The following is a 24,118-nucleotide window of genomic DNA, read 5'->3' as shown; positions in this document are numbered from 1 at the left end:
GACTAATCATCTAAATTAATATCAACATAATATTAATTTTATCATATCGTGATTATCTTCAAATACTGTTTTACTAATGAAACTTCAACATTTTAAATATATATCAATACCTTTTATGTAATTTATTTAATTCCCCATAAAAATATGCCTTTTCACCATGCACAAGTTGATCTAAACCTGTCATATCTTCTTCAACAGTCGTAGCAAGGGACATAAAAATTGATAATATCTTTCCAATAATAAAAGTTATAATAATCGAGTAAAGTACTACTACTATAACTGCAATACATTGTATCCATATAGTATGTAAATGACCAGTATAGATTAATCCATCTAATATATCTTTATTAACTTTATGTGATTGAAATACACCAGTCAATATTGCACCAATCACACCTCCAACACCATGAATACCAAAGGCATCAAGTGTATCATTATATCTTAATTTTTCTTTTATAGAATTGACCACAAAATAACATGCTATACCACCAATCATAGAGATAATGTATGCACTTAAGTAGTTTACAAATCCAGCTGCTGGTGTAATGGTTACGAGTCCTGACAGTACACCTGATAATAAACCAAGTAAGCTTAACTTTTTATTAGAAAAGTATTCAAGAATCAACCAACTAAATGCTCCTCCACTCGCAGCAATGATAGTATTTACAAACGATATCACTGCTATATCATTTAAAGTAAACGCACTTCCTGTATTAAAACCGTACCATCCTATCCAAACAAAAATACCACCTATAAGTGTAATAAGTAAATTATTCGGCTGTAGTTTCTCTACTTTTTTTCCGTGACCTATCATTATTGCTAATACTAATCCTGATACTCCCGATGTAATATGTACTACGGTACCTCCAGCATAATCTAAAGCATCAAGTTGTTGAATCCAACCACCGCCCCATACCCAATGAGCTACAGGACTGTAAATCATAATTACCCATATAAATATAAAAATAGTAAAAGGAATAAATCTCATTCGCTCAGCAATTGAACCTGATAAAATGGAAACCGCAATAGTACAAAACATCATCTGAAATAACATAAATAAGGCAAACGGAATATGTGGACTAAATTGAACATTCGTATTAAATCCTACATGTTGCAAACCAATAAAATCAAAATTACCTATCCAATCATTTCCATGACCAAAACTCAAAGAAAATCCAATGACCACCCATGTAAACGTAACAATAATTATAGCAGCCATACTTTGCATCACTGTATTTAAAACATTTTTAGATTGAACTAAGCCTCCATAAAATAAACTCAATCCTGGTGTCATTAACCAAACTAATAAAATACATAGAAATAAAAAAATTGTGTCATCCATCTTCATTTTTACCACTTCCTTAAAAACATCATATTAATAGTTTTTAAGAATAGCAAAAACACGTAAGATTAAATGACACAATTTGTCATATTACATTACATTTATAAAGAAAAACTTAAGCTTTTTGAACAGTGATTGTCCATGAAGCATCATCAAGTTGTTCATAGTTTGTTACAGGATACCCTTGTTCAGCTGCCCAGTTTGGAATGGCTTCAGTTGCTTGAGTGCAATCAAAGTCTATTTTTAATTCGTCACCATTTTTTAATGTTTCCATTAAATTAATATATTTATAAAAAAGCTATAATGCAAATGCATTTTAGCTTTAAAAAATAATTTAATATTAATTTGAAGAGTTTTTCATAAAGAATAATAGTGATTGTAATTCGATACCTAAATCGATATGATGAACTTGAACATCATTTGGCACATCAATTCTAGCAGGAGTAAAGTTTAAGATACCTTTTACATCAGCCTTAATAAGTCGATCTGAAACAGATTGTGCCACACTTCCTGGTGTAGTAAGAATCACTACATTAATATTTTGTTTTTGAAGTTCAGATGAAATATCATCAATATGCTTTACTGTCACTTTTCCAACTTTTGTACCAACAATATCTTTATCAATATCAAATGCAGCTGTAATTGTCATTTCATCATGTATTGAAAAATTGTAAGTAAGTAATGCACGTCCTAAATTCCCTACGCCAACAATAGCAATATGAATATTATTACTATCGCTAATCTCCGTTTTAAAGAATTCTAAAAGACTCTCAACGTTATAGCCATATCCTTTCTTACCTAACTCGCCAAAATAAGAAAAATCTCTTCTTATCGTAGCTGATTCAATATCTAAAGCCTCACTAATTGTTTTAGAACTCACACGATCAATACCTTTGATTTTCAATGAATTAACAAATCGATAATATAAAGGTAAACGTTTTAATGTAGCGCGAGGTATTTTTGATTGATTTTGAGGCATATGCAATGTCCCCCTTTTGTTTGAACTTTTTAATCTATATATTCAAACTAACTAGAGTGCAATTAGTTATTTTAGTGAAATATATATAATGCCTATTATGGATACTGCAATATTATACCGTAACCTATTTCAAAAATAAATATCTTAGTTTCCTAAGCATACCTTATATTGTAAAATGATATAATAATGTCAAATTTAAAGTTAAATAAATGTGATTGTTACATAGATAGAAAGGTGAAACTTGAATGATACTTTTACAATTAAATGATATTTCAAAATCGTTTGATGGTGAAGATATATTTAATCATGTTAATTTTGAAGTTAAAACTGGAGAACGTATTGGCGTAGTAGGAAGAAATGGCGCTGGAAAATCAACGTTAATGAAGATTATTGCAGGTGTTGAAGATTATGATAGTGGCCATATTTCAAAAATCAAGAATTTACGCATTGGTTATTTAACTCAACAAATGACACTTGATTCTTCTCTGACTGTAATTGAAGAAATGTCAAAACCATTTGAACATATTAAGCATATGGAAACGCTTATTAATGATGAAACTGATTGGTTAGCCGCTCACGTTGATAGTTATGATTCAGAAGATTATAAACAACATATGGAGCGTTATGAATCATTATCTAATCAATTTGAACAACTTGAAGGTTATCAATATGAAAGTAAAATTAAAACAGTATTGCATGGTTTAAACTTTACTGAAGAAGAATTTGATAAACCCATTAATGATTTTAGTGGCGGACAAAAAACACGCTTATCTTTAGCACAAATGCTTTTAAGTGAACCCGATTTATTACTATTAGATGAGCCTACAAACCATCTTGACTTGGAAACAACTAAGTGGTTAGAAGATTATTTAAAATATTTTAAAGGTGCCATCATTATTATTAGTCATGACAGATACTTCTTAGATAAAATTGTAACTCAAATATATGACGTTGCTTTAGGAGATGTGAAGCGTTATGTAGGTAATTATGAGCAATTTATTACTCAACGTGATAAATACTATGAATTAAGAATGCAAGAATATGAAAAACAACAAGAAGAAATTAAACGCCTTGAAACTTTCGTGGAAAAAAATATTACTCGAGCTTCAACAAGCGGTATGGCTAAAAGTCGTCGAAAAACATTAGAAAAAATGGAACGTATCGATAAGCCAATGATGGATGCTAAAAGTGCTAATATCCAGTTTGGATTTGATAGAAATACTGGCAATGATGTGATGCATATCCGTAATCTAGAAGTAGGTTATCAATCCTCTATCACTGCTCCTATTAATATTGAAGTTACAAAAGGAGACCATATTGCTATTATTGGACCTAATGGAGTTGGAAAGACTACACTTATCAAAACAATTGCAAATCGTCAAAAAGCATTAAGTGGAGAAATTACTTATGGTGCTAATTTAAACATAGGATATTACGATCAAAAACAAGCAGAATTCAAATCTAATAAAACAATATTAGATTATGTTTGGGATCAATATCCTATGATGAATGAAAAAGATGTCCGCGCTATTTTAGGACGATTTTTATTCGTTCAAGATGACGTCAAAAAAGTTATTAATGATTTATCAGGGGGCGAAAAAGCACGTTTGCAATTAGCTTTACTTATGTTACAACGTGATAACGTTTTGATACTCGATGAACCTACTAACCATCTTGATATAGATTCTAAAGAAATGTTAGAACAAGCGTTAAAAGATTTTGAAGGTACAATTTTATTTGTTTCCCATGATCGATATTTTATTAATCAACTAGCAAATAAAGTATTTGATTTAAATAAAGATGGTGGTCAACTGTATTTAGGTGACTATCAATATTTTATTGAGAAAACAGAAGAAGCTTCTGCGTTAAAGGAATTTGAAGCGGAACACAATAAAGATGAAACGCTTGATTTAGAAGACACCGATTCGTCAACAACTAATACGTATGCTTCTCAAAAACAATATAAGAGAGAATTACGAAAAATTGAGCGTCAAATTGAGCAATGTGAAGAACAAATCGAAAAATATGAAGAACAAATTACTCAAATTGATCAACAATTGACTCAGCCTGATATTTTTAATGATCCTATTAAGGCAAATGAACTTGCTGAGCAGAAATTAAGTACCGAACGACAATTAGAGAATGTTATGGCTGAATGGGAAGAATTGCAAGAAAAAATTTAATATATCTAAGAAAAACTAGTAAAAGTATCAAATTTTTACTAGTTTTTTTATTTATTTCATTCACAAATTTATAAACAACTAAAATACTGATATATCAGTTATCCACGAACTTATCCTAGTTATCCACAACGTGAATGATAATAATTTACATAACTTTTACACAACATTCAAACTATATTCACACCTTTACCCCCTTTTTATCCACAAGATATTAACTATTTGTTGATAAGTACACACGTTCTCTATTGACATATATCATATATCAATACATTAACCTAATTAAATAAAAAAGTAATTGAAACTTATTTGATTTTAAGTTCAATTACTTTTTACTTTATTATTCAACTGTTACATCTTCAATATCAATATTATTTTTTCCATTTAAATCTAGAGATGAAGTTACTCCAGCTTTATAGTAATAATATCCAGCAGCCCCAATCATAGCAGCATTATCTGTACATAACTTTGAATTAGGTATTGAAAGTTTAATGTTATTTTCTTTACACAAATGATTTAATCGTTCTCTTAATCCTTTGTTACTAGCTACTCCGCCAGCTACAATAAGGTGTTCAACATGATAAGATTTACAAGCATTAATAGCCTTTGTACTTAATACATCGACAACACTATCTTGGAAACTGGTAGCAACATCTTCTTTATTTATGTCTTCATTTTTTTGTCGCTGATTGTGTAACTTATTAATCACTGCACTTTTTAATCCACTAAAGCTAAAATCATAACTATCTTTTTCAAGCCATACTCTAGGAAAATGGTATGTGTCCTTTCCTTCCAAAGCAAGTGCATCTATAGCTGGGCCTCCTGGATATGGTAAATCAATTGTTCTTGCTACCTTATCATAAGCCTCTCCTACAGCATCATCTCGTGTTTCACCAATGACTTCAAAATTTAAATGTGATTTCATATAAACGAGTTCTGTATGTCCACCCGAAACGATTAATGCTATTAAAGGAAAGGCTAACGGTTCTTCAAGATGATTAGCATAAATATGTCCAGCAATATGATGAACAGGAATGATTGGCTTATTATAGGCAAATGCTAAAGCTTTTGCTGCATTAATTCCTATTAGAAGTGCCCCTATTAATCCAGGCCCTTGTGTAACAGCTACGGCATCGATATCTTCCATAGTAGCATTAGCTGAAGATAACGCTTCATCAATTGTAGTCGTAATTCCCTCTACATGATGTCTACTTGCAACTTCAGGGACTACTCCCCCAAAACGTTTATGACTTTCTATTTGACTAAGTACAATATTAGATAAAATCGTATTTCCATTTTTTATAACACTTACACTTGTTTCGTCACAACTTGTTTCAACCGCTAATATTAATATGTCTCTATTCATTTAAATTCACCCACATCACTAATGCATCCTCGCCTTCTCCATAGTAATTTTTTCTTTTACCGCCATATTGAAACCCTAATTTTTTATATACATGTTGAGCTATCACATTCGTAATTCTCACTTCTAAACTCATCACATCACAAGTATGCCTAGCATAGTCCATCACATAATTAAGTAATAGCTGACCTAATCCATAGTCTCTGAATGATTCTTTGATTGCTATGGTTGTAATTTGAGCTTGATCAATTACTATCCATAATCCTAAATATCCAATAATTTCTTCTTGAAAAATAACAACAAAGTACTTTGCGAAGTTATTTTCATTTAATTCATGGTAAAATGCATCAATGGTCCATGAACTATCGTTGAAGCTTTCTCTCTCAATATCGAAAACACTTGGTACATCATCGACTTGCATCGCTCTAATAGTTAACTGTTCTTCTGTTGGTTTAACCAATTACGTTCCGCCTCTGACAATTTTATATAATTTGGTACAAACGTATGAATGTTCTCAGGTTGATGAATCAAGTGTTTCATGACAGTTGCATTAGGCAGTTTAGTCTCAATATCTCCATGTAGTAATTCAGATAATTTTTCCGTGTCCTCTCCTACAAACACATAAGGTTGATTTAAAGCATTGAGTTTTTTATGCAACGCTTCTAAAGAAATATATTGGTCTTTTTCAATTGTATTTAATTGATTATTTTCATATTGATATAATCCTGTATATACCGCTTGGCGACGAGCATCAAATATTGGTACGATAATTCTTTTATCATTCGTATCTATAGTAGCCGCTAATGCTTTTAACGATGAGACACCATATAATTTAGTATTCAAAGCATAGGCTAATGTTTTCGCTACAGTAACGCCTATTCTCACTCCTGTATAAGAGCCAGGTCCTTTTGCAACAACAATCCCATCTAATTCTTGTTTTTTTAAATTCGATTCATTAAATAAGGATTGAATACCAGGCATAAGTTGGCTCGAATGATCTTTTTTACTATTTGTTGTTTTTATTGCTAAAACCTCATCATCGTTCATCAAAGCAATTGACATGGGTTGATTTGAAGTATCAATTAACAGTAAGTTCATTGTCTATCTCTTCCTTTATTTTAGTATAATGATAGCCTTTTGCTGCTATATTAATTTGTCGTTGACTTTCATTTATAGTCGTAATATTAATCACTAAATACTCTTCTGGAAGGAACTCCTGTATAAATTGACTCCATTCAATTATTGTAACAGCGTCATCTTCAAAGTATTCATTAAATCCTAAATCTTCATCTGAATCTTCTAAGCGATAACAATCCATATGATGAAGTTTTAACTCCTTACCTTTGTATGATTTTATGATATTAAACGTAGGAGAATTAATATTACGCTTTACTCCTAGATATTTACCTATAAATTGAGTCAACGTTGTTTTACCAGCACCTAAATCTCCATTCAATAAAATGACATCTTTTGAACCAACATGTTTCATTAAAATTTTAGCAAAATGTTCCATCTCATCTAAATTTTTGATAGGTATCATGTATTGTTCTCTCTCCTCATGTTTATTTTACTCTTCATTATTTCATCTAAATTTAACTTAATAATTGTAACAAACTTTACTAAAAATTTCTCATTAATAAAACATAAATTATTCTTCTAAATTGTTAGAAAATTCTAAAAATAGTATTGACTTTAATATCTGTTTAGTGTAAATTAAATTTATCAAATTTTTAAACAATTCTAACTATTCAAATAATCATCCATTCAAGAAAGGAGTATAATACCATGCAATCATTTACATATTCACTGTCACCACTAGAAAATTTAATTATTTTATTATACTCTTCAGGGCTGGAACTTTAGTAGCTTAATTTACTAAATGTTTAAGTCCTATTTCTCATTGAATGGGACTTAAAAACGTCCCAACTTTATTGGGGCGTTTTTTTATTTTAATAATTAGTAATTTATGGGGGAATGAATAAATGAGAAGTGACATGATAAAAAAAGGTGATCACCAAGCACCAGCAAGAAGCCTATTACACGCGACAGGAGCACTTAAAAGTCCTACTGACATGAATAAGCCTTTTGTAGCAATTTGTAATTCATATATCGATATCGTTCCTGGACATGTTCATTTAAGAGAATTAGCTGATATTGCAAAAGAAGCGATTCGTGAAGCAGGAGCAATTCCTTTTGAATTTAATACAATCGGTGTCGATGATGGAATAGCAATGGGACATATTGGTATGAGGTATTCCTTACCGTCACGTGAAATTATTGCAGATGCGGCTGAAACTGTTATCAATGCTCATTGGTTTGATGGTGTATTTTATATTCCTAACTGTGACAAAATTACACCTGGCATGTTATTAGCAGCTGTTAGAACAAATGTCCCTGCTATCTTTTGTTCAGGTGGCCCAATGAAAGCTGGTTTATCTGCTCAGGGAAAAGCTTTAACTCTATCATCTATGTTCGAAGCAGTCGGAGCTTTTAAAGAAGGTTCAATTACTAAAGAAGAATTTTTAGATATGGAACAAAATGCTTGTCCAACATGTGGATCATGTGCAGGAATGTTCACAGCAAATTCTATGAACTGTTTAATGGAAGTCTTAGGATTAGCACTTCCCTACAACGGTACAGCTTTAGCAGTAAGCGATCAACGTCGTGAAATGATTAGACAAGCAGCATTCCAATTGGTAGAAAATATAAAAAATGATATTAAACCTCGTGATATTGTTACGAAAGAAGCAATTGATGATGCATTTGCTTTAGATATGGCAATGGGTGGTTCAACAAATACTGTACTTCATACATTAGCAATTGCTAATGAAGCTGGAATTGAATATGACTTAGAAAGAATTAATGAAATTGCTAAAAAAACGCCTTATTTATCTAAGATTGCACCAAGTTCTTCTTATTCTATGCACGATGTTCATGAAGCTGGCGGATGTCCAGCAATCATTAATGAATTAATGAAAAAAGAAGGAACCCTACATCCAGATCGACTCACAGTTACTGGTAAAACATTAAGAGAAAATAACCAAGGTAAAGAGATTAAAAATTTCGATGTTATTCATTCTTTAGATGCTCCATATGATAAAGAAGGTGGATTGTCCGTCTTATTCGGTAATATTGCTCCTAAAGGTGCAGTAATTAAAGTTGGTGGTGTTGATCCTTCAATCAAAGTATTTAAAGGAAAAGCAATTTGCTTTGATTCACATGATGCAGCTGTAGAAGCAATTGATAATAAAACAGTTCGTGAAGGTCACGTAGTGGTCATTCGATATGAAGGACCTAAAGGAGGTCCGGGTATGCCAGAAATGTTAGCTCCTACATCATCTATCGTCGGAAGAGGTTTAGGAAAAGATGTTGCTTTAATTACGGATGGACGTTTTTCTGGAGCTACTCGTGGTATCGCTGTAGGTCATATTTCACCAGAAGCAGCCTCAGGAGGTCCTATTGGTCTGATTAGAGATGGTGATGAAATTACTATTGACTTAGTAAATCGAACTTTAGATGTTAATCAGCCTCAAGAAGAATTGTATAAACGTAAAGAAGAACTTGAGCCTTTTAAAGCTAAAGTAAAAACAGGTTATCTTGCAAGATACACTGCTTTAGTAACCAGTGCAAATACGGGTGGTATTATGCAAGTCCCAGAAAATCTTATTTAAATTTAAGGAGCGATAAATATGTCAAAAACAAAGGAAAGTAATAAACAAACTGAAACACTTACAACTCGAAGTGGTTCTGACTTATTAGTAGAAGCACTTGTACATGAAGATGTTGATTTCATTTTTGGATATCCAGGTGGCGCAGTTTTACCATTATACGATACATTTTATGATGAAAAAATTAAACATATTCTTGCACGTCATGAACAAGGTGCTACCCATGCCGCTGAAGGATACGCACGTGTTTCAGGCAAACCTGGTGTCGTCGTCGTAACAAGTGGTCCTGGAGCTACAAATGCTATCACTGGTATTACTGATGCTTATTGTGATTCTCTACCCTTAGTCGTATTTACCGGACAAGTGGCAACCCCTGGTATTGGTAAAGATGCATTCCAAGAAGCTGATTTATTATCAATGACGACACCAATTACAAAAGCTAATTACCAAGTTAAACATGTAAATGATATCCCTAGAATTGTTCACGAGGCATTCTATTTAGCAAATACTGGACGTAAAGGACCTGTAGTTATTGATTTCCCAAAAGATATGGGTGTTTTAACTTCTTCTGCTCCACTTGAAGAAAAAGTTCATTTACCTTCATATCAAGTAACTGAAAATCCAAATAAAGAAGATATTCAACAACTTTCTCAATATTTAAATCATGCAAAACAACCTGTTGTTTTAGCTGGAGCAGGTATCAATCACTCAAAATCAAATGCTTTATTAACCGAATTTGTTACTCACCATCAAATTCCTGTTGTTACAACTTTATTAGGTCTAGGTGCTATTCCATATGAAAATCCCTTTTTCCTTGGTATGGGCGGTATGCATGGCTCTTATGCAAGTAACATGGCACTCACTGAATGTGACTTACTCATTAATTTAGGTAGTCGATTTGATGATCGTTTGGCTAGTAATCCTAAGGAATTCGCACCAAATGCTAAAGTGGTACACATTGATATTGATGAATCAGAAATTAATAAAGTGATTCCTACAACACTCGGAATTGTTGCAGATTGTAAAAAAGTATTAGAAGCATTAGTTACTGAACATCAAAGTCATGCTACATACAAAGAATGGGTAGATCATTGTTTAGATAATAAATCAAAACATCCATTTAAGTACAAAGAAGCTAATGATACATTTTGTCGTCCACAAGAAGCGATTGAATATATTGGTAAAATCACAAATGGTGAAGCCATCATCACTACAGATGTAGGTCAGCATCAAATGTGGTCAGCACAATTTTATCCGTTTAAACATCATAGTCAATGGGTTACAAGTGGTGGATTAGGAACAATGGGATTCGGTATTCCTTCAGCAATTGGTGCACAACTCGCAGCTCCAGATAAAACAGTTATTTGTTTTGTAGGTGATGGTGGATTCCAAATGACCAATCAAGAAATGGCGTTATTACCTGAATATCATCTAAATGTAAAAATTGTTTTAATTAACAACGGTACATTAGGAATGGTAAAACAATGGCAAGATAAATTCTTTAATCAACGTTTTTCACATTCTGTTTTCAATGATCAACCAGATTTTATTAAAATGGCTGAAGCTTACGGTGTTAAAAGCTTCTTAATCGATCACCCTAATAAATTAAAAGCGCAATTAGATGAAGCTTTTAATTATGAAGGTCCTGCTTTAATTGAAGTAAGAATTTCTCCAGCGGAACCTGTAAACCCTATGATTCCTAGTGGTAAAGCTAATCATGAAATGGAGGGCCTAGAATGAACCGAACTTTAAAATTAAAAGTAGCTGACCAAGTCAGTACGTTAAATCGAATCACAAGTGCTTTTGTAAGATTACAGTACAATATCAATGAATTATATGTAAAACCTGCTAGTGAAGATGGCATATCTGATATGACAATCAAAGTTCATATTGAGGATGAAGATGTATATCGAATTTTAATTACTAAATTAAAAAAACAAGTCAGTGTTATTAATGTTGAAGATGTGAATGATTAATTCTTAGATGATGCGCTAGCATTTTACATCAATTATCATATTTAATGTCTAACATCATAAAGTTAATTATTACCTTTTTAATATTCGCAATTTTTGAAATTTTTTAACTAATGGAGGAAAGTATTATGACAAAAGTTTATTATGATCAATCAGTAGAAAAAGATGCACTACAAGGTAAAAAAATCGCTATTATCGGTTACGGTTCTCAAGGCCATGCACATGCTCAAAACCTTAAAGATAACGGTTACGACGTAAGAGTTGGTATTCGTCCAGGTAATTCATTTAATAAAGCTAAAGAAGATGGATTAGATGTTTATCCAGTGGCTGAAGCAGTTAAACAAGCAGACGTTATTATGGTATTACTTCCTGATGAAATTCAAGGTAATGTATATAAAAATGAAATTGCTCCAAATTTAGAAGCTGGTAATGCATTAGCTTTTGCACATGGATTTAATATTCATTTTAACGTCATCGAACCACCTAAAGATGTAGATGTCTTCTTAGTAGCACCTAAAGGCCCTGGTCATCTAGTAAGACGTACATTTGTTGAAGGTTCAGCTGTGCCAGCATTATTTGGTGTTCAACAAGATGCTACAGGTCATGCACGTGATATTGCTTTAAGTTATGCAAAAGGTATTGGTGCTACACGTGCTGGTGTTATTGAAACAACATTTAAAGAAGAAACTGAAACTGACTTATTCGGTGAACAAGCTGTACTTTGTGGGGGAATTCATAAACTGATTCAAAGTGGTTTCGAGACATTAGTGGAAGCTGGATATCAAAAAGAATTAGCATATTTTGAAGTACTACATGAAATGAAACTTATCGTTGATTTAATGTATGAAGGCGGTATGGAAAATGTACGTTATTCAATTTCAAATACTGCTGAATTTGGTGACTACGTATCTGGTCCACGTGTCATTACTCCAGATGTTAAAGATAATATGAAAGAAGTACTTAAAGATATTCAAAATGGTAATTTCGCTAATCGCTTTGTTAAAGATAACGAAAATGGATTTAAAGAATTTTATGAATTACGTGAACAACAACATGGTCATGAAATTGAAGCAGTGGGTCGTGAACTAAGAAAAATGATGCCATTCATTAAATCTAAAAGCATTCAAAAATAAAATGTAAGGAGATGTTAAAAATGGAAAGCCATATTCAAATATTTGATACAACGTTAAGAGATGGAGAGCAAACACCTGGTGTGAATTTTTCATTTGATGAACGTTTAAGTATTGCTAAGCAACTTGAAAAATGGGGAGTCGATGTTATTGAAGCAGGCTTTCCCGCTTCAAGTACTGGAAGTTTTAAATCTGTAGAAGCAATCTCTAAAGCATTAACTACCACTGCAGTGTGTGGATTAGCAAGATGTAAAAAATCTGATATTGATGCTGTATATGAAGCAACAAAATGTGCTGCTAAACCACGTGTTCATGTATTTATTGCTACTTCCCCTATTCATTTAGAGCATAAGCTAAAAATGACTCAAGAAGAAGTCTTAGAATCAATTAAGGAACATGTCAGTTATGCTAAATCATTATTCGATGTAGTACAATTCTCACCAGAAGATGCATCAAGAACAGATCAAGCATTCCTTATAAAATCTGTTCAAACAGCTGTTGATGCTGGAGCTACAATAATCAATATTCCAGATACTGTTGGATATAGCTATCCAAGTGAATATGGTGCTATTTTTAAATCTCTTATTACAAATGTTAAATCAGAAAAAGAAATTATTTATAGTGCACATTGTCATGATGATTTGGGTATGGCAGTAGCAAATAGCTTAGCTGCAATTGAAAATGGCGCGAAACGCATTGAAGGTACTGTAAATGGTATTGGTGAACGTGCAGGTAATACTGCATTAGAAGAAATTGCATTAGCACTATACGTTCGCAAAGCTCATTATGGTATTGAAACAAAATTAAAATTAGAGCAAACTAAATTGACTTCAGATTTAATTTCTAGATATGCAGGCATTCGAGTTCCAAGAAATAAAGCCATTGTTGGTCAAAATGCTTTCAGTCATGAATCAGGTATTCATCAAGATGGTGTTCTTAAAAATCCTGAAACGTACGAAATCATGACGCCTCAACTTGTTGGAATAAGCAAAAACGAATTACCTTTAGGCAAACTTTCTGGTAAACATGCTTTTGCTGAAAAACTTAAAACGTTAGGTTATGACATTGAACCTAAACAACAAATCGAGTTATTCAAACAATTTAAAGCAGTAGCAGATAAGAAAAAATCAGTATCTGACCGAGATATTCATGCGATTATTCAAGGTTCTGAACATGAACAAAATGCAATTTATCAAGTAGAAACTTTGCAATTACAATATGTTTCAAATGGTCTACAAAGCGCTGTTGTTGTCATTAAAGATAAAAAAGGTCATATTTATCAAGATTCAAGCATTGGTACAGGATCAATTGTTGCAATTTACAATGCTGTTGATCGTATTTTTAAAAAGGATAGTGAACTCATCGATTATAGAATTGATTCAGTTACTGAAGGTACAGATGCACAAGCTGAGGTTCATGTTGAGCTTGTTATTGAAAATCAACATGTTAATGGTATAGGTATCGATCATGATATACTTCAAGCTTCTTGTAAAGCATATGTAGAAGCTCATGCTAAATATATTGCCCAAGATTTAGAGAAAGTAGGTAATAAATAATGACATATAAAATTGTTGCTTTACCCGGAGATGGCATCGGACCTGAAATTTTAAATGGAAGTTTAGAGTTATTAGAAATAATAAGTAAGAAATACAATTTCACCTATAATTTAAAAAGTTATGATTTTGGAGGAGCCGCCATTGATACACATGGCACTCCCCTTCCTAATGAAACACTCTCTGCCTGTCAAGAAGCAGATGCGATTTTATTAGGAGCAGTTGGAGGACCAAAATGGACAGATCCTAATAATCGTCCAGAACAAGGATTATTAGCGTTACGTAAAAAGTTAGGCTTATTTGCTAATATTCGTCCTACTAAAGTGACTGAAGGTACCAGTCAATTTTCACCTTTAAAAGAAGAGCGTGTTAAACATACAGACTTAGTTATAGTTCGTGAATTAACGAGTGGCATTTATTTTGGTGAACCTAGACATATGAATCATTCTGAAGCATTAGATTCTCTCACTTATACTAAAGCTGAAATAGAACGTATTGCTAAAGTTGCATTTGAATTAGCACGTACTCGTAGTAAAAAAGTAACTTCTGTAGATAAAGAGAATGTCCTTGCTTCAAGTAAACTTTGGAGAAAAACTGTTACTGAAGTAAGCAAGTCTTATCCGGACATCGAATTAAATCATTTACTCGTTGATGCGTGTAGTATGCATTTAATTACTCATCCTTCACAATTCGACGTCATTGTTACTGAAAATCTCTTTGGTGATATTTTAAGTGATGAAGCTTCAGTAATACCTGGTTCACTCGGTTTATCACCTTCGGCAAGTTTTAGTGAACACGGTACTAGACTTTATGAACCTATTCATGGTTCAGCGCCTGACATTGCTCATCAAAATCTTGCTAATCCATTTGGAATGGTATTGTCACTAGCAATGTGTTTAAGAGAAAGTTTAAATCAAAGTGTCGCAGCAGAAGAATTAGAACATGCTGTATATCATTTAATTAAAATTGGTAAAACAACAAAAGATCTTGGAGGACACTATAAAACTTCAGACATCTTTGAGTTACTAAAAAAAAGTTATCAATAAAGGGAGGTACATAAATAATGGCTCAAACATTATTTGATAAAGTTTGGAATAAACATGTCTTAACTGGTAACGAAGGCGAACCTCAACTCTTATACATAGATTTACATCTTATACATGAAGTGACCTCTCCTCAAGCTTTTGAAGGATTAAGACTTCAAAAAAGACAACTTAGACGTCCAGATTTAACCTTTGCAACTCTTGATCATAATGTTCCTACAATCGATATATTTAATATTAGAGATGAAATTGCTAATAAACAGATTACGACTTTACAGAAAAACGCCAAAGATTTTGGTGTACATATTTTTGATATGGGTTCAGATGAGCAAGGTATCGTTCATATGGTAGGTCCTGAAACTGGATTAACACAACCAGGTAAGACAATCGTATGTGGTGATTCACATACAGCAACTCACGGGGCATTTGGTGCTATTGCTTTTGGCATTGGAACAAGTGAAGTAGAACATGTTTTTGCAACTCAAACATTATGGCAAACAAAACCTAAAAATCTTAAAATTGAAGTTTCAGGTAAATTACAACCAGGTGTGTATGCTAAAGATATTATTTTACATTTAATCAATCAACATGGTGTAGATTTCGGAACAGGCTATGCACTTGAGTTTACTGGAGAAACCATTCAATCACTATCCATGGAGGGTCGAATGACAATTTGTAACATGGCAATTGAAGGTGGAGCTAAATACGGTATTATTCAACCGGATGAAACTACATTTGAATACATCAAAGGTCGACCATATGCACAGAACTTTAATCAATCTATTGGAGAATGGCAGAAACTATATTCAGATGAAGATGCTCATTTTGACAAAGTGATTACACTTGATGTAACCAATTTAGAACCTCAAGTGACATGGGGCACAAATCCAGAGATGGGTGTGAATTTTAGTTCTCCATTCCCAGAAATTCAAAATATTAATGATGAACGTGCATACAACTATATGGGACTAAAACCTGGTCAAAAAGCAGAAGATATCGATTTAGGTTATGTCTTTTTAGGTTCATGTACTAATGCTCGCCTATCAGATTTGATAGAAGCAAGCCATATCGTAAAAGGAAAAAAAGTACATCCTAAAATTACTGCTATTGTTGTTCCTGGCTCACGTACAGTAAAAAAAGAAGCAGAATCTCTAGGGTTAGACAAAGTATTTAAAGAAGCAGGCTTTGAATGGAGAGAACCTGGATGTTCCATGTGCTTAGGAATGAATCCTGACCAAGTACCAGAAGGTGTCCATTGTGCCTCAACAAGTAATCGAAATTTTGAGGGTCGACAAGGTAAAGGTGCACGTACACATCTTGTTTCTCCGGCTATGGCTGCAGCCGCAGCAATAAATGGTAAATTCGTTGACGTAAGAAAGGTGGTTGTATAAGTAATGGATATTCAACCTATCACCCAATACACAGGTAAAGTAGTCCCTTTGTTTAACGACAATATTGATACAGATCAAATTATTCCAAAAGTTCATCTTAAACGAATTACTAAAACTGGTTTTGGACCCTTTGCTTTTGATGAATGGCGTTATTTACCTGATGGATCAGATAATCCGGATTTTAATCTAAACAAACCAAAATATAAAGGTGCTTCAATTCTTATTACTGGAGACAACTTTGGTTGTGGTTCAAGTCGTGAACATGCTGCTTGGGCTTTAAAAGATTTTGGCTTTAATATTATTATTGCTGGTGGTTTTAGCGATATCTTCTATATGAATTGTACAAAAAATGGAATGTTACCTATTGTTTTAAATGAACAATCTAGAAAATATCTAGCCGATCAAAATAATATAACGGTTGATTTACCAAATCAAACTGTGTCAGCAAATAATCAATCTTTCCACTTTGATATAGATGAAACTTGGAAAGATAAACTTATAAATGGATTAGATGATATTGCTATTACATTAAAATATGAAGAATTAATAGAGAAATATGAGAAAACAATGTAAGGATGATAACAAATGGTTTTAAAGACAACGGTAACAGCTACTGATGTAGACGAAGCTTATTTACGTATAAAAGATGTTGTGAAAGAAACACCATTACAATATGATCATTATCTTTCACAAAAATATAATTGTAATGTTTATTTAAAAAGAGAAGACTTGCAATGGGTACGCTCATTTAAATTGCGTGGTGCTTATAACGCTATTTCAGTATTAGACACACAAGCTAAATCAAAAGGTATTACTTGCGCAAGTGCTGGTAATCATGCCCAAGGAGTAGCTTATACTGCTAAAGCATTAAATTTAAAAGCTGTTATCTTTATGCCAGTGACAACCCCTCTTCAAAAAGTAAATCAAGTTAAATTCTTCGGTGCAGAAAATGTAGAAATCGTTCTAACTGGCGATACATTTGATGATTGTTTAAAAGAAGCTTTAGTTTATACAGATGAGCATCATATGACATTTATTGATCCATTCAACAATGTTTATACTATCGCTGGTCAAGGGACATTAGCAAAAGAAATTTTATTAGAAGCAAAAAAAGAAAAGATTCAATTTGATTATCTCTTTGCAGCTATTGGAGGCGGAGGTCTAATATCCGGTGTAAGTACATATATGCATGAACATAGTCCACATACACAAATCATTGGCGTCGAACCTGCCGGAGCAAGTAGTATGTATGAATCAGTAGTAGTTCAAAATAAAGTTGTAACTTTAGAACATATAGATAAATTTGTTGATGGCGCTTCAGTAGCACGTGTTGGTGATATTACCTTTAATATTGTCAAACAATACGTCAACGACTACTTACAAATTGATGAAGGCGCAGTATGTTCTACAATTTTAGATATGTACTCTAAACAAGCAATAGTAGCAGAACCAGCAGGTGCATTAAGTGTATCAGCTCTTGAATTTTATAAAGACAATATTATAGGAAAAACTGTAGTATGCGTAGTCAGTGGTGGAAATAATGATATTAATCGTATGAAAGAAATTGAAGAACGTTCACTTTTATATGAAGAAATGAAACATTATTTCATTTTAAATTTCCCTCAACGTCCAGGAGCTTTAAAAGAATTTGTTAATGATGTTTTAGGTCCTCAAGATGATATTACTAAATTTGAATATCTAAAAAAAGCTTCTCAAAATACGGGTACTGTTATTATTGGCATTCAGTTAAATAATCATCAAGATTTAGAACAATTAAAACATAATGTCGATGAATTTGATCCATCAAATATTTATATTAATGAAAATAAAATGTTGTATTCATTATTAATTTGAAATAATATTAAAAACTTCTTCAGTATATTATTGAAGAAGTTTTATTATTTTTATCATTTTTTAGTTTAATACATTTACTCCTCAATTCATTAGTTTCAAAAGATTTATCTAAATTTCGACATAAAAAAAGAGACCTCACGGTCTCAATATCAGCTCATCGCATCCATACAATGATTTGCCTGGCAACGTCCTACTCTAGCGGAACGTCAGTCCAACTACCATCGGCGCTAAGGAGCTTAACTTCTGTGTTCGGCATGGGAACAGGTGTGACCTCCTTGCCATTGTCACCAGACAAATGAATGATTATACATTCAAAACTAGATAGTAAGTAAAGATTTGCGTCGCAAAACTTGAAAAAATTGATTAAGTCTTCGATCGATTAGTATTCGTCAGCTCCACGTGTCACCACGCTTCCACCTCGAACCTATTAACCTCATCATCTCTGAGGGATCTTATAACCGAAGTTGGGAAATCTCATCTTGAGGGGGGCTTCATGCTTAGATGCTTTCAGCACTTATCCCGTCCATACATAGCTACCCAGCTATGCCGTTGGCACGACAACTGGTACACCAGAGGTATGTCCATCCCGGTCCTCTCGTACTAAGGACAGCTCCTCTCAAATTTCCTACGCCCACGACGGATAGGGACCGAACTGTCTCACGACGTTCTGAACCCAGCTCGCGTACCGCTTTAATGGGCGAACAGCCCAACCCTTGGGACCGACTACAGCCCCAGGATGCGATGAGCCGACATCGAGGTGCCAAACCTCCCCGTCGATGTGAACTCTTGGGGGAGATAAGCCTGTTATCCCCGGGGTAGCTTTTATCCGTTGAGCGATGGCCCTTCCATGCGGAACCACCGGATCACTAAGTCCGTCTTTCGACCCTGCTCGACTTGTAGGTCTCGCAGTCAAGCTCCCTTATGCCTTTACACTCTATGAATGATTTCCAACCATTCTGAGGGAACCTTTGAGCGCCTCCGTTACCTTTTAGGAGGCGACCGCCCCAGTCAAACTGCCCGCCTGACACTGTCTCCCACCACGATAAGTGGTGCGGGTTAGAAAGCCAACACAGCTAGGGTAGTATCCCACCAACGCCTCCACGTAAGCTAGCGCTCACGTTTCAAAGGCTCCTACCTATCCTGTACAAGCTGTGCCGAATTTCAATATCAGGCTACAGTAAAGCTCCACGGGGTCTTTCCGTCCTGTCGCGGGTAACCTGCATCTTCACAGGTACTATGATTTCACCGAGTCTCTCGTTGAGACAGTGCCCAAATCGTTACGCCTTTCGTGCGGGTCGGAACTTACCCGACAAGGAATTTCGCTACCTTAGGACCGTTATAGTTACGGCCGCCGTTTACTGGGGCTTCGATTCGTAGCTTCGCAGAAGCTAACCACTCCTCTTAACCTTCCAGCACCGGGCAGGCGTCAGCCCCTATACATCACCTTACGGTTTAGCAGAGACCTGTGTTTTTGATAAACAGTCGCTTGGGCCTATTCACTGCGGCTCTTCTGGGCTTGCACCCTAAAGAGCACCCCTTCTCCCGAAGTTACGGGGTCATTTTGCCGAGTTCCTTAACGAGAGTTCGCTCGCTCACCTTAGAATTCTCATCTTGACTACCTGTGTCGGTTTGCGGTACGGGCACCTAATCTCTATCTAGAGGCTTTTCTCGGCAGTGTGAAATCAACGACTCGAGGAAACAATTTCCTCTCCCCATCACAGCTCAATCTTAAGAGTGCCGGATTTGCCTAACACTCAATCTCACTGCTTAGACGTACAATCCAATCGTACGCTTCGCCTATCCTACTGCGTCCCCCCATCGATTAAAACGATTATAGGTGGTACAGGAATATCAACCTGTTATCCATCGCCTACGCCTGTCGGCCTCAGCTTAGGACCCGACTAACCCAGAGCGGACGAGCCTTCCTCTGGAAACCTTAGTCAATCGGTGGACGGGATTCTCACCCGTCTTTCGCTACTCACACCGGCATTCTCACTTCTAAGCGCTCCACATGTCCTTGCGATCATGCTTCAACGCCCTTAGAACGCTCTCCTACCATTGTCCAAAGGACAATCCACAGCTTCGGTAATATGTTTAGCCCCGGTACATTTTCGGCGCAGTGTCACTCGACTAGTGAGCTATTACGCACTCTTTAAATGATGGCTGCTTCTAAGCCAACATCCTAGTTGTCTGGGCAACGCCACATCCTTTTCCACTTAACATATATTTTGGGACCTTAGCTGGTGGTCTGGGCTGTTTCCCTTTCGAACACGGACCTTATCACCCATGTTCTGACTCCCAAGTTAAATTAATTGGCATTCGGAGTTTGTCTGAATTCGGTAACCCGAGAGGGGCCCCTCGTCCAAACAGTGCTCTACCTCCAATAATCATCACTTGAGGCTAGCCCTAAAGCTATTTCGGAGAGAACCAGCTATCTCCAAGTTCGATTGGAATTTCTCCGCTACCCACAGTTCATCCGCTCACTTTTCAACGTAAGTCGGTTCGGTCCTCCATTCAGTGTTACCTGAACTTCAACCTGACCATGGGTAGATCACCTGGTTTCGGGTCTACGACCAAATACTATACGCCCTATTCAGACTCGCTTTCGCTACGGCTCCACATTTTCTGCTTAACCTTGCATCAGATCGTAACTCGCCGGTTCATTCTACAAAAGGCACGCCATCACCCATTAACGGGCTCTGACTACTTGTAAGCACACGGTTTCAAGTTCTCTTTCACTCCCCTTCCGGGGTACTTTTCACCTTTCCCTCACGGTACTGGTTCACTATCGGTCACTAGAGAGTATTTAGCCTTAGGAGATGGTCCTCCCAGATTCCGACGGAATTTCACGTGCTCCGTCGTACTCAGGATCCACTCAAGAGAGAATATATTTTCAACTACAGGATTATTACCTTCTTTGATTCAACTTTCCAGATGATTCGTTTAATATATTCCTTTGTAACTCCGTATAGAGTGTCCTACAACCCCAATAAGCAAGCTTATTGGTTTGGGCTCTTCCCGTTTCGCTCGCCGCTACTCAGGGAATCGAATTTTCTTTCTCTTCCTCCGGGTACTAAGATGTTTCAGTTCTCCGGGTCTGCCTTCTGACAAGCTATGAATTCACTTGTCGATAACACAACATAACTTGTGCTGGGTTCCCCCATTCGGAAATCTCTGGATCAACGCTTACTTACAGCTACCCAAAGCATATCGTCGTTAGTAACGTCCTTCATCGGCTTCTAGTGCCAAGGCATCCACCGTGCGCCCTTAATAACTTAATCTAATATAGTTATTAATCTGTGAGTGTTCTTTCGAACACTAGCGATTATTTTTTATGAATTCAAGCTTATTTAAAACTCTATTCACTCGGTTTTGCTTGGTAAAATCTATTTACTTACTTATCTAGTTTTCAATGTACAATGTCATTAATTAATAATCACAATTAAGTATTATAACAAAATATAATAGTCAATGCAATATTCAATTAATCATGAATGTTTAAAAATAAACATTCAAAACTGAATACAATATGTCACGTTATTCCGTATCATCTCTACGAGATGTTCCGAATATATCCTTAGAAAGGAGGTGATCCAGCCGCACCTTCCGATACGGCTACCTTGTTACGACTTCACCCCAATCATTTGTCCCACCTTCGACGGCTAGCTCCAAATGGTTACTCCACCGGCTTCGGGTGTTACAAACTCTCGTGGTGTGACGGGCGGTGTGTACAAGACCCGGGAACGTATTCACCGTAGCATGCTGATCTACGATTACTAGCGATTCCAGCTTCATGTAGTCGAGTTGCAGACTACAATCCGAACTGAGAACAACTTTATGGGATTTGCTTGACCTCGCGGTTTCGCTGCCCTTTGTATTGTCCATTGTAGCACGTGTGTAGCCCAAATCATAAGGGGCATGATGATTTGACGTCATCCCCACCTTCCTCCGGTTTGTCACCGGCAGTCAACTTAGAGTGCCCAACTTAATGATGGCAACTAAGCTTAAGGGTTGCGCTCGTTGCGGGACTTAACCCAACATCTCACGACACGAGCTGACGACAACCATGCACCACCTGTCACTTTGTCCCCCGAAGGGGAAACTTCTATCTCTAGAAGGGTCAAAGGATGTCAAGATTTGGTAAGGTTCTTCGCGTTGCTTCGAATTAAACCACATGCTCCACCGCTTGTGCGGGTCCCCGTCAATTCCTTTGAGTTTCAACCTTGCGGTCGTACTCCCCAGGCGGAGTGCTTAATGCGTTAGCTGCAGCACTAAGGGGCGGAAACCCCCTAACACTTAGCACTCATCGTTTACGGCGTGGACTACCAGGGTATCTAATCCTGTTTGATCCCCACGCTTTCGCACATCAGCGTCAGTTACAGACCAGAAAGTCGCCTTCGCCACTGGTGTTCCTCCATATCTCTGCGCATTTCACCGCTACACATGGAATTCCACTTTCCTCTTCTGCACTCAAGTTTTCCAGTTTCCAATGACCCTCCACGGTTGAGCCGTGGGCTTTCACATCAGACTTAAAAAACCGCCTACGCGCGCTTTACGCCCAATAATTCCGGATAACGCTTGCCACCTACGTATTACCGCGGCTGCTGGCACGTAGTTAGCCGTGGCTTTCTGATTAGGTACCGTCAAGACGTGCACAGTTACTTACACGTTTGTTCTTCCCTAATAACAGAGTTTTACGATCCGAAGACCTTCATCACTCACGCGGCGTTGCTCCGTCAGGCTTTCGCCCATTGCGGAAGATTCCCTACTGCTGCCTCCCGTAGGAGTCTGGACCGTGTCTCAGTTCCAGTGTGGCCGATCACCCTCTCAGGTCGGCTACGTATCGTTGCCTTGGTAAGCCGTTACCTTACCAACTAGCTAATACGGCGCAGGTCCATCTATAAGTGATAGCAAAGCCATCTTTCACTATCGAACCATGCGGTTCGAAATATTATCCGGTATTAGCTCCGGTTTCCCGAAGTTATCCCAGTCTTATAGGTAGGTTACCTACGTGTTACTCACCCGTCCGCCGCTAACGTCAAAGGAGCAAGCTCCTCGTCTGTTCGCTCGACTTGCATGTATTAGGCACGCCGCCAGCGTTCATCCTGAGCCAGGATCAAACTCTCCATAAAAATTTATGATGTTTGATTAGCTCATAATACTAAATAGTGTTTGTAACATTTAAGTTACTTTATTGGAATTAACGTTGACATATTGTCATTCAGTTTTCAATGTTCATTTAAAATTTATAATGGAGCGGGTGATGGGAATCGAACCCACAACATCAGCTTGGAAGGCTGAGGTTTTGCCATTAAACTACACCCGCAATATATAATGATTGGAATTGATTTGGTGCGGCCGAGAGGACTTGAACCTCCACGGGATTTCTCCCACTAGGCCCTCAACCTAGCGCGTCTGCCATTCCGCCACGACCGCTGGCAAAACGCAATAATCTATTGATTATCGAGAACAGTATTTATTGTAAATGATTTGTAATAAAAAGTCAATAACTTTTTAATATTATTTTAAACAAATTTACTATTTTTTAATGTTTACGTCATTCATTAATACAACGATAACTATAATACATACTTTTTAAACATAAGTCAATAGTTTTTATTAAAAAGTTTAAAAACCTACAA

At 35.8% G+C, this 24,118-nt stretch carries 16 protein-coding genes, 2 tRNA genes, 3 rRNA genes and 1 pseudogene; 10 read left to right on the top strand and 12 right to left on the bottom strand.

Annotated elements, in window-relative coordinates:
* Window positions 1-103: 103 nt before the first annotated feature.
* The 3 genes and pseudogenes from MHI13_RS04105 to MHI13_RS04095 all read right to left on the bottom strand — a co-directional run bounded on the left by MHI13_RS04105 (window position 104) and on the right by MHI13_RS04095 (window position 2,321).
* A complete protein-coding gene (locus MHI13_RS04105; RefSeq protein ID WP_054105819.1) occupies window positions 104-1,348 on the bottom strand; it encodes an ammonium transporter in 1,245 nt (414 codons plus the stop codon).
* A 109-nt stretch (window positions 1,349-1,457) separates the two neighbouring features.
* Window positions 1,458-1,616 (bottom strand): annotated as a pseudogene (locus MHI13_RS04100) (sulfurtransferase TusA family protein); the annotation flags it as partial.
* Window positions 1,617-1,682: 66 nt separating this feature from the next.
* Window positions 1,683-2,321 (bottom strand): redox-sensing transcriptional repressor Rex, encoded by a 639-nt coding sequence (locus MHI13_RS04095; protein ID WP_017175284.1) that lies wholly within the window; start codon window positions 2,319-2,321, stop codon window positions 1,683-1,685.
* Between the two features lie 245 nt (window positions 2,322-2,566).
* On the opposite strand from MHI13_RS04095, the gene MHI13_RS04090 reads away from it, so the two are divergent.
* Window positions 2,567-4,504, top strand: a complete 1,938-nt coding sequence (locus MHI13_RS04090; RefSeq protein ID WP_070547917.1) for an ABC-F family ATP-binding cassette domain-containing protein — start codon at window positions 2,567-2,569, stop codon at window positions 4,502-4,504.
* A gap of 337 nt (window positions 4,505-4,841) precedes the next feature.
* On the opposite strand, the gene tsaD is transcribed toward MHI13_RS04090, so the two are convergent.
* The 4 genes from tsaD to tsaE are packed head-to-tail and all read right to left on the bottom strand — an operon-like array spanning window position 4,842 to window position 7,404.
* Window positions 4,842-5,867 (bottom strand): tRNA (adenosine(37)-N6)-threonylcarbamoyltransferase complex transferase subunit TsaD, encoded by a 1,026-nt coding sequence (gene tsaD / locus MHI13_RS04085; protein ID WP_070547915.1) that lies wholly within the window; start codon window positions 5,865-5,867, stop codon window positions 4,842-4,844.
* Complete coding sequence (gene rimI, locus MHI13_RS04080; protein WP_369963310.1) at window positions 5,860-6,285, bottom strand: ribosomal protein S18-alanine N-acetyltransferase; 426 nt, start codon at window positions 6,283-6,285, stop codon at window positions 5,860-5,862. The genes tsaD and rimI overlap by 8 nt, the downstream gene beginning before the upstream one ends.
* A gap of 11 nt (window positions 6,286-6,296) precedes the next feature.
* Entirely contained in the window at window positions 6,297-6,962 is a 666-nt protein-coding gene (gene tsaB, locus MHI13_RS04075) for a tRNA (adenosine(37)-N6)-threonylcarbamoyltransferase complex dimerization subunit type 1 TsaB (protein ID WP_017175287.1), read from the bottom strand.
* Window positions 6,943-7,404 carry a tRNA (adenosine(37)-N6)-threonylcarbamoyltransferase complex ATPase subunit type 1 TsaE gene (gene tsaE / locus MHI13_RS04070; protein ID WP_017175288.1) on the bottom strand — a complete coding sequence of 154 codons (462 nt, stop codon included), beginning with the start codon at window positions 7,402-7,404 and terminating at the stop codon, window positions 6,943-6,945. The genes tsaB and tsaE overlap by 20 nt, the downstream gene beginning before the upstream one ends.
* Window positions 7,405-7,846: 442 nt before the next feature.
* Here tsaE and ilvD point away from each other — a divergent pair, with 442 nt between their 5' ends.
* From ilvD to ilvA, 9 genes are all read left to right on the top strand, one after another.
* Complete coding sequence (gene ilvD, locus MHI13_RS04065; RefSeq protein WP_002448260.1) at window positions 7,847-9,535, top strand: dihydroxy-acid dehydratase; 1,689 nt, start codon at window positions 7,847-7,849, stop codon at window positions 9,533-9,535.
* Window positions 9,536-9,553: 18 nt separating this feature from the next.
* Complete coding sequence (ilvB, locus tag MHI13_RS04060) at window positions 9,554-11,272, top strand: biosynthetic-type acetolactate synthase large subunit (RefSeq protein WP_070547913.1); 1,719 nt, start codon at window positions 9,554-9,556, stop codon at window positions 11,270-11,272.
* Complete coding sequence (locus MHI13_RS04055) at window positions 11,269-11,508, top strand: ACT domain-containing protein (RefSeq protein WP_017175291.1); 240 nt, start codon at window positions 11,269-11,271, stop codon at window positions 11,506-11,508. Before ilvB ends, MHI13_RS04055 begins: the two co-directional genes overlap by 4 nt.
* 125 nt (window positions 11,509-11,633) lie before the next feature.
* Complete coding sequence (ilvC, locus tag MHI13_RS04050) at window positions 11,634-12,638, top strand: ketol-acid reductoisomerase (RefSeq protein ID WP_002455079.1); 1,005 nt, start codon at window positions 11,634-11,636, stop codon at window positions 12,636-12,638.
* A 20-nt stretch (window positions 12,639-12,658) separates the two neighbouring features.
* Window positions 12,659-14,191, top strand: coding sequence for a 2-isopropylmalate synthase (locus MHI13_RS04045; RefSeq protein ID WP_049379603.1), 1,533 nt, complete (start codon window positions 12,659-12,661; stop codon window positions 14,189-14,191).
* Window positions 14,191-15,234: a 3-isopropylmalate dehydrogenase gene (leuB, locus tag MHI13_RS04040; RefSeq protein WP_017175293.1), complete on the top strand. Its 1,044-nt coding sequence runs from the start codon at window positions 14,191-14,193 to the stop codon at window positions 15,232-15,234. The genes MHI13_RS04045 and leuB overlap by 1 nt, the downstream gene beginning before the upstream one ends.
* A 17-nt stretch (window positions 15,235-15,251) precedes the next feature.
* Entirely contained in the window at window positions 15,252-16,622 is a 1,371-nt protein-coding gene (gene leuC, locus MHI13_RS04035; protein WP_049379602.1) for a 3-isopropylmalate dehydratase large subunit, read from the top strand.
* Between the two features lie 3 nt (window positions 16,623-16,625).
* On the top strand, window positions 16,626-17,195 hold the full coding sequence (leuD, locus tag MHI13_RS04030; protein WP_019835770.1) for a 3-isopropylmalate dehydratase small subunit: 570 nt from the start codon (window positions 16,626-16,628) through the stop codon (window positions 17,193-17,195).
* A 12-nt stretch (window positions 17,196-17,207) separates the two neighbouring features.
* Window positions 17,208-18,476 (top strand): threonine ammonia-lyase IlvA, encoded by a 1,269-nt coding sequence (ilvA, locus tag MHI13_RS04025; RefSeq protein ID WP_019835771.1) that lies wholly within the window; start codon window positions 17,208-17,210, stop codon window positions 18,474-18,476.
* Between the two features lie 177 nt (window positions 18,477-18,653).
* On the opposite strand, the gene rrf is transcribed toward ilvA, so the two are convergent.
* The 5 genes from rrf to MHI13_RS04000 form a co-directional block, all read right to left on the bottom strand.
* Window positions 18,654-18,768, bottom strand: a 5S ribosomal RNA gene (rrf, locus tag MHI13_RS04020).
* A gap of 67 nt (window positions 18,769-18,835) precedes the next feature.
* Window positions 18,836-21,757, bottom strand: a 23S ribosomal RNA gene (locus MHI13_RS04015).
* Window positions 21,758-22,057: 300 nt separating this feature from the next.
* Window positions 22,058-23,608, bottom strand: a 16S ribosomal RNA gene (locus tag MHI13_RS04010).
* The 16S, 23S and 5S rRNA genes sit together here with 2 tRNA genes alongside, the layout of an rRNA operon.
* A gap of 120 nt (window positions 23,609-23,728) precedes the next feature.
* Window positions 23,729-23,802: transfer RNA gene (locus MHI13_RS04005), tRNA-Gly, on the bottom strand.
* A gap of 24 nt (window positions 23,803-23,826) precedes the next feature.
* A tRNA-Leu gene (locus MHI13_RS04000) sits at window positions 23,827-23,912 on the bottom strand.
* Window positions 23,913-24,118 lie beyond the last annotated feature (206 nt).

Source organism: Staphylococcus sp. FSL K6-0223 (genome assembly GCF_038008285.1).
Note: the sequence above shows the minus strand (reverse complement) of the source record. Positions and strands in the feature narration are given on the sequence as shown.

Excerpts from the sequence above, each read along its gene's own strand:
- leuB (WP_017175293.1), top strand. The coding sequence starts at position 14,191 with ATGACATATAAAATTGTTGCTTTACCCGGAGATGGCATCGGACCTGAA.
- leuD (WP_019835770.1), top strand. The coding sequence starts at position 16,626 with ATGGATATTCAACCTATCACCCAATACACAGGTAAAGTAGTCCCTTTG.
- tsaE (WP_017175288.1), bottom strand. The coding sequence starts at position 7,404 with ATGATACCTATCAAAAATTTAGATGAGATGGAACATTTTGCTAAAATT.
- MHI13_RS04095 (WP_017175284.1), bottom strand. The coding sequence starts at position 2,321 with ATGCCTCAAAATCAATCAAAAATACCTCGCGCTACATTAAAACGTTTA.
- MHI13_RS04055 (WP_017175291.1), top strand. The coding sequence starts at position 11,269 with ATGAACCGAACTTTAAAATTAAAAGTAGCTGACCAAGTCAGTACGTTA.
- rimI (WP_369963310.1), bottom strand. The coding sequence starts at position 6,285 with ATGCAAGTCGATGATGTACCAAGTGTTTTCGATATTGAGAGAGAAAGC.
- ilvC (WP_002455079.1), top strand. The coding sequence starts at position 11,634 with ATGACAAAAGTTTATTATGATCAATCAGTAGAAAAAGATGCACTACAA.
- ilvB (WP_070547913.1), top strand. The coding sequence starts at position 9,554 with ATGTCAAAAACAAAGGAAAGTAATAAACAAACTGAAACACTTACAACT.
- ilvA (WP_019835771.1), top strand. The coding sequence starts at position 17,208 with ATGGTTTTAAAGACAACGGTAACAGCTACTGATGTAGACGAAGCTTAT.
- leuC (WP_049379602.1), top strand. The coding sequence starts at position 15,252 with ATGGCTCAAACATTATTTGATAAAGTTTGGAATAAACATGTCTTAACT.
- tsaD (WP_070547915.1), bottom strand. The coding sequence starts at position 5,867 with ATGAATAGAGACATATTAATATTAGCGGTTGAAACAAGTTGTGACGAA.
- MHI13_RS04045 (WP_049379603.1), top strand. The coding sequence starts at position 12,659 with ATGGAAAGCCATATTCAAATATTTGATACAACGTTAAGAGATGGAGAG.
- tsaB (WP_017175287.1), bottom strand. The coding sequence starts at position 6,962 with ATGAACTTACTGTTAATTGATACTTCAAATCAACCCATGTCAATTGCT.
- MHI13_RS04090 (WP_070547917.1), top strand. The coding sequence starts at position 2,567 with ATGATACTTTTACAATTAAATGATATTTCAAAATCGTTTGATGGTGAA.
- MHI13_RS04105 (WP_054105819.1), bottom strand. The coding sequence starts at position 1,348 with ATGAAGATGGATGACACAATTTTTTTATTTCTATGTATTTTATTAGTT.
- ilvD (WP_002448260.1), top strand. The coding sequence starts at position 7,847 with ATGAGAAGTGACATGATAAAAAAAGGTGATCACCAAGCACCAGCAAGA.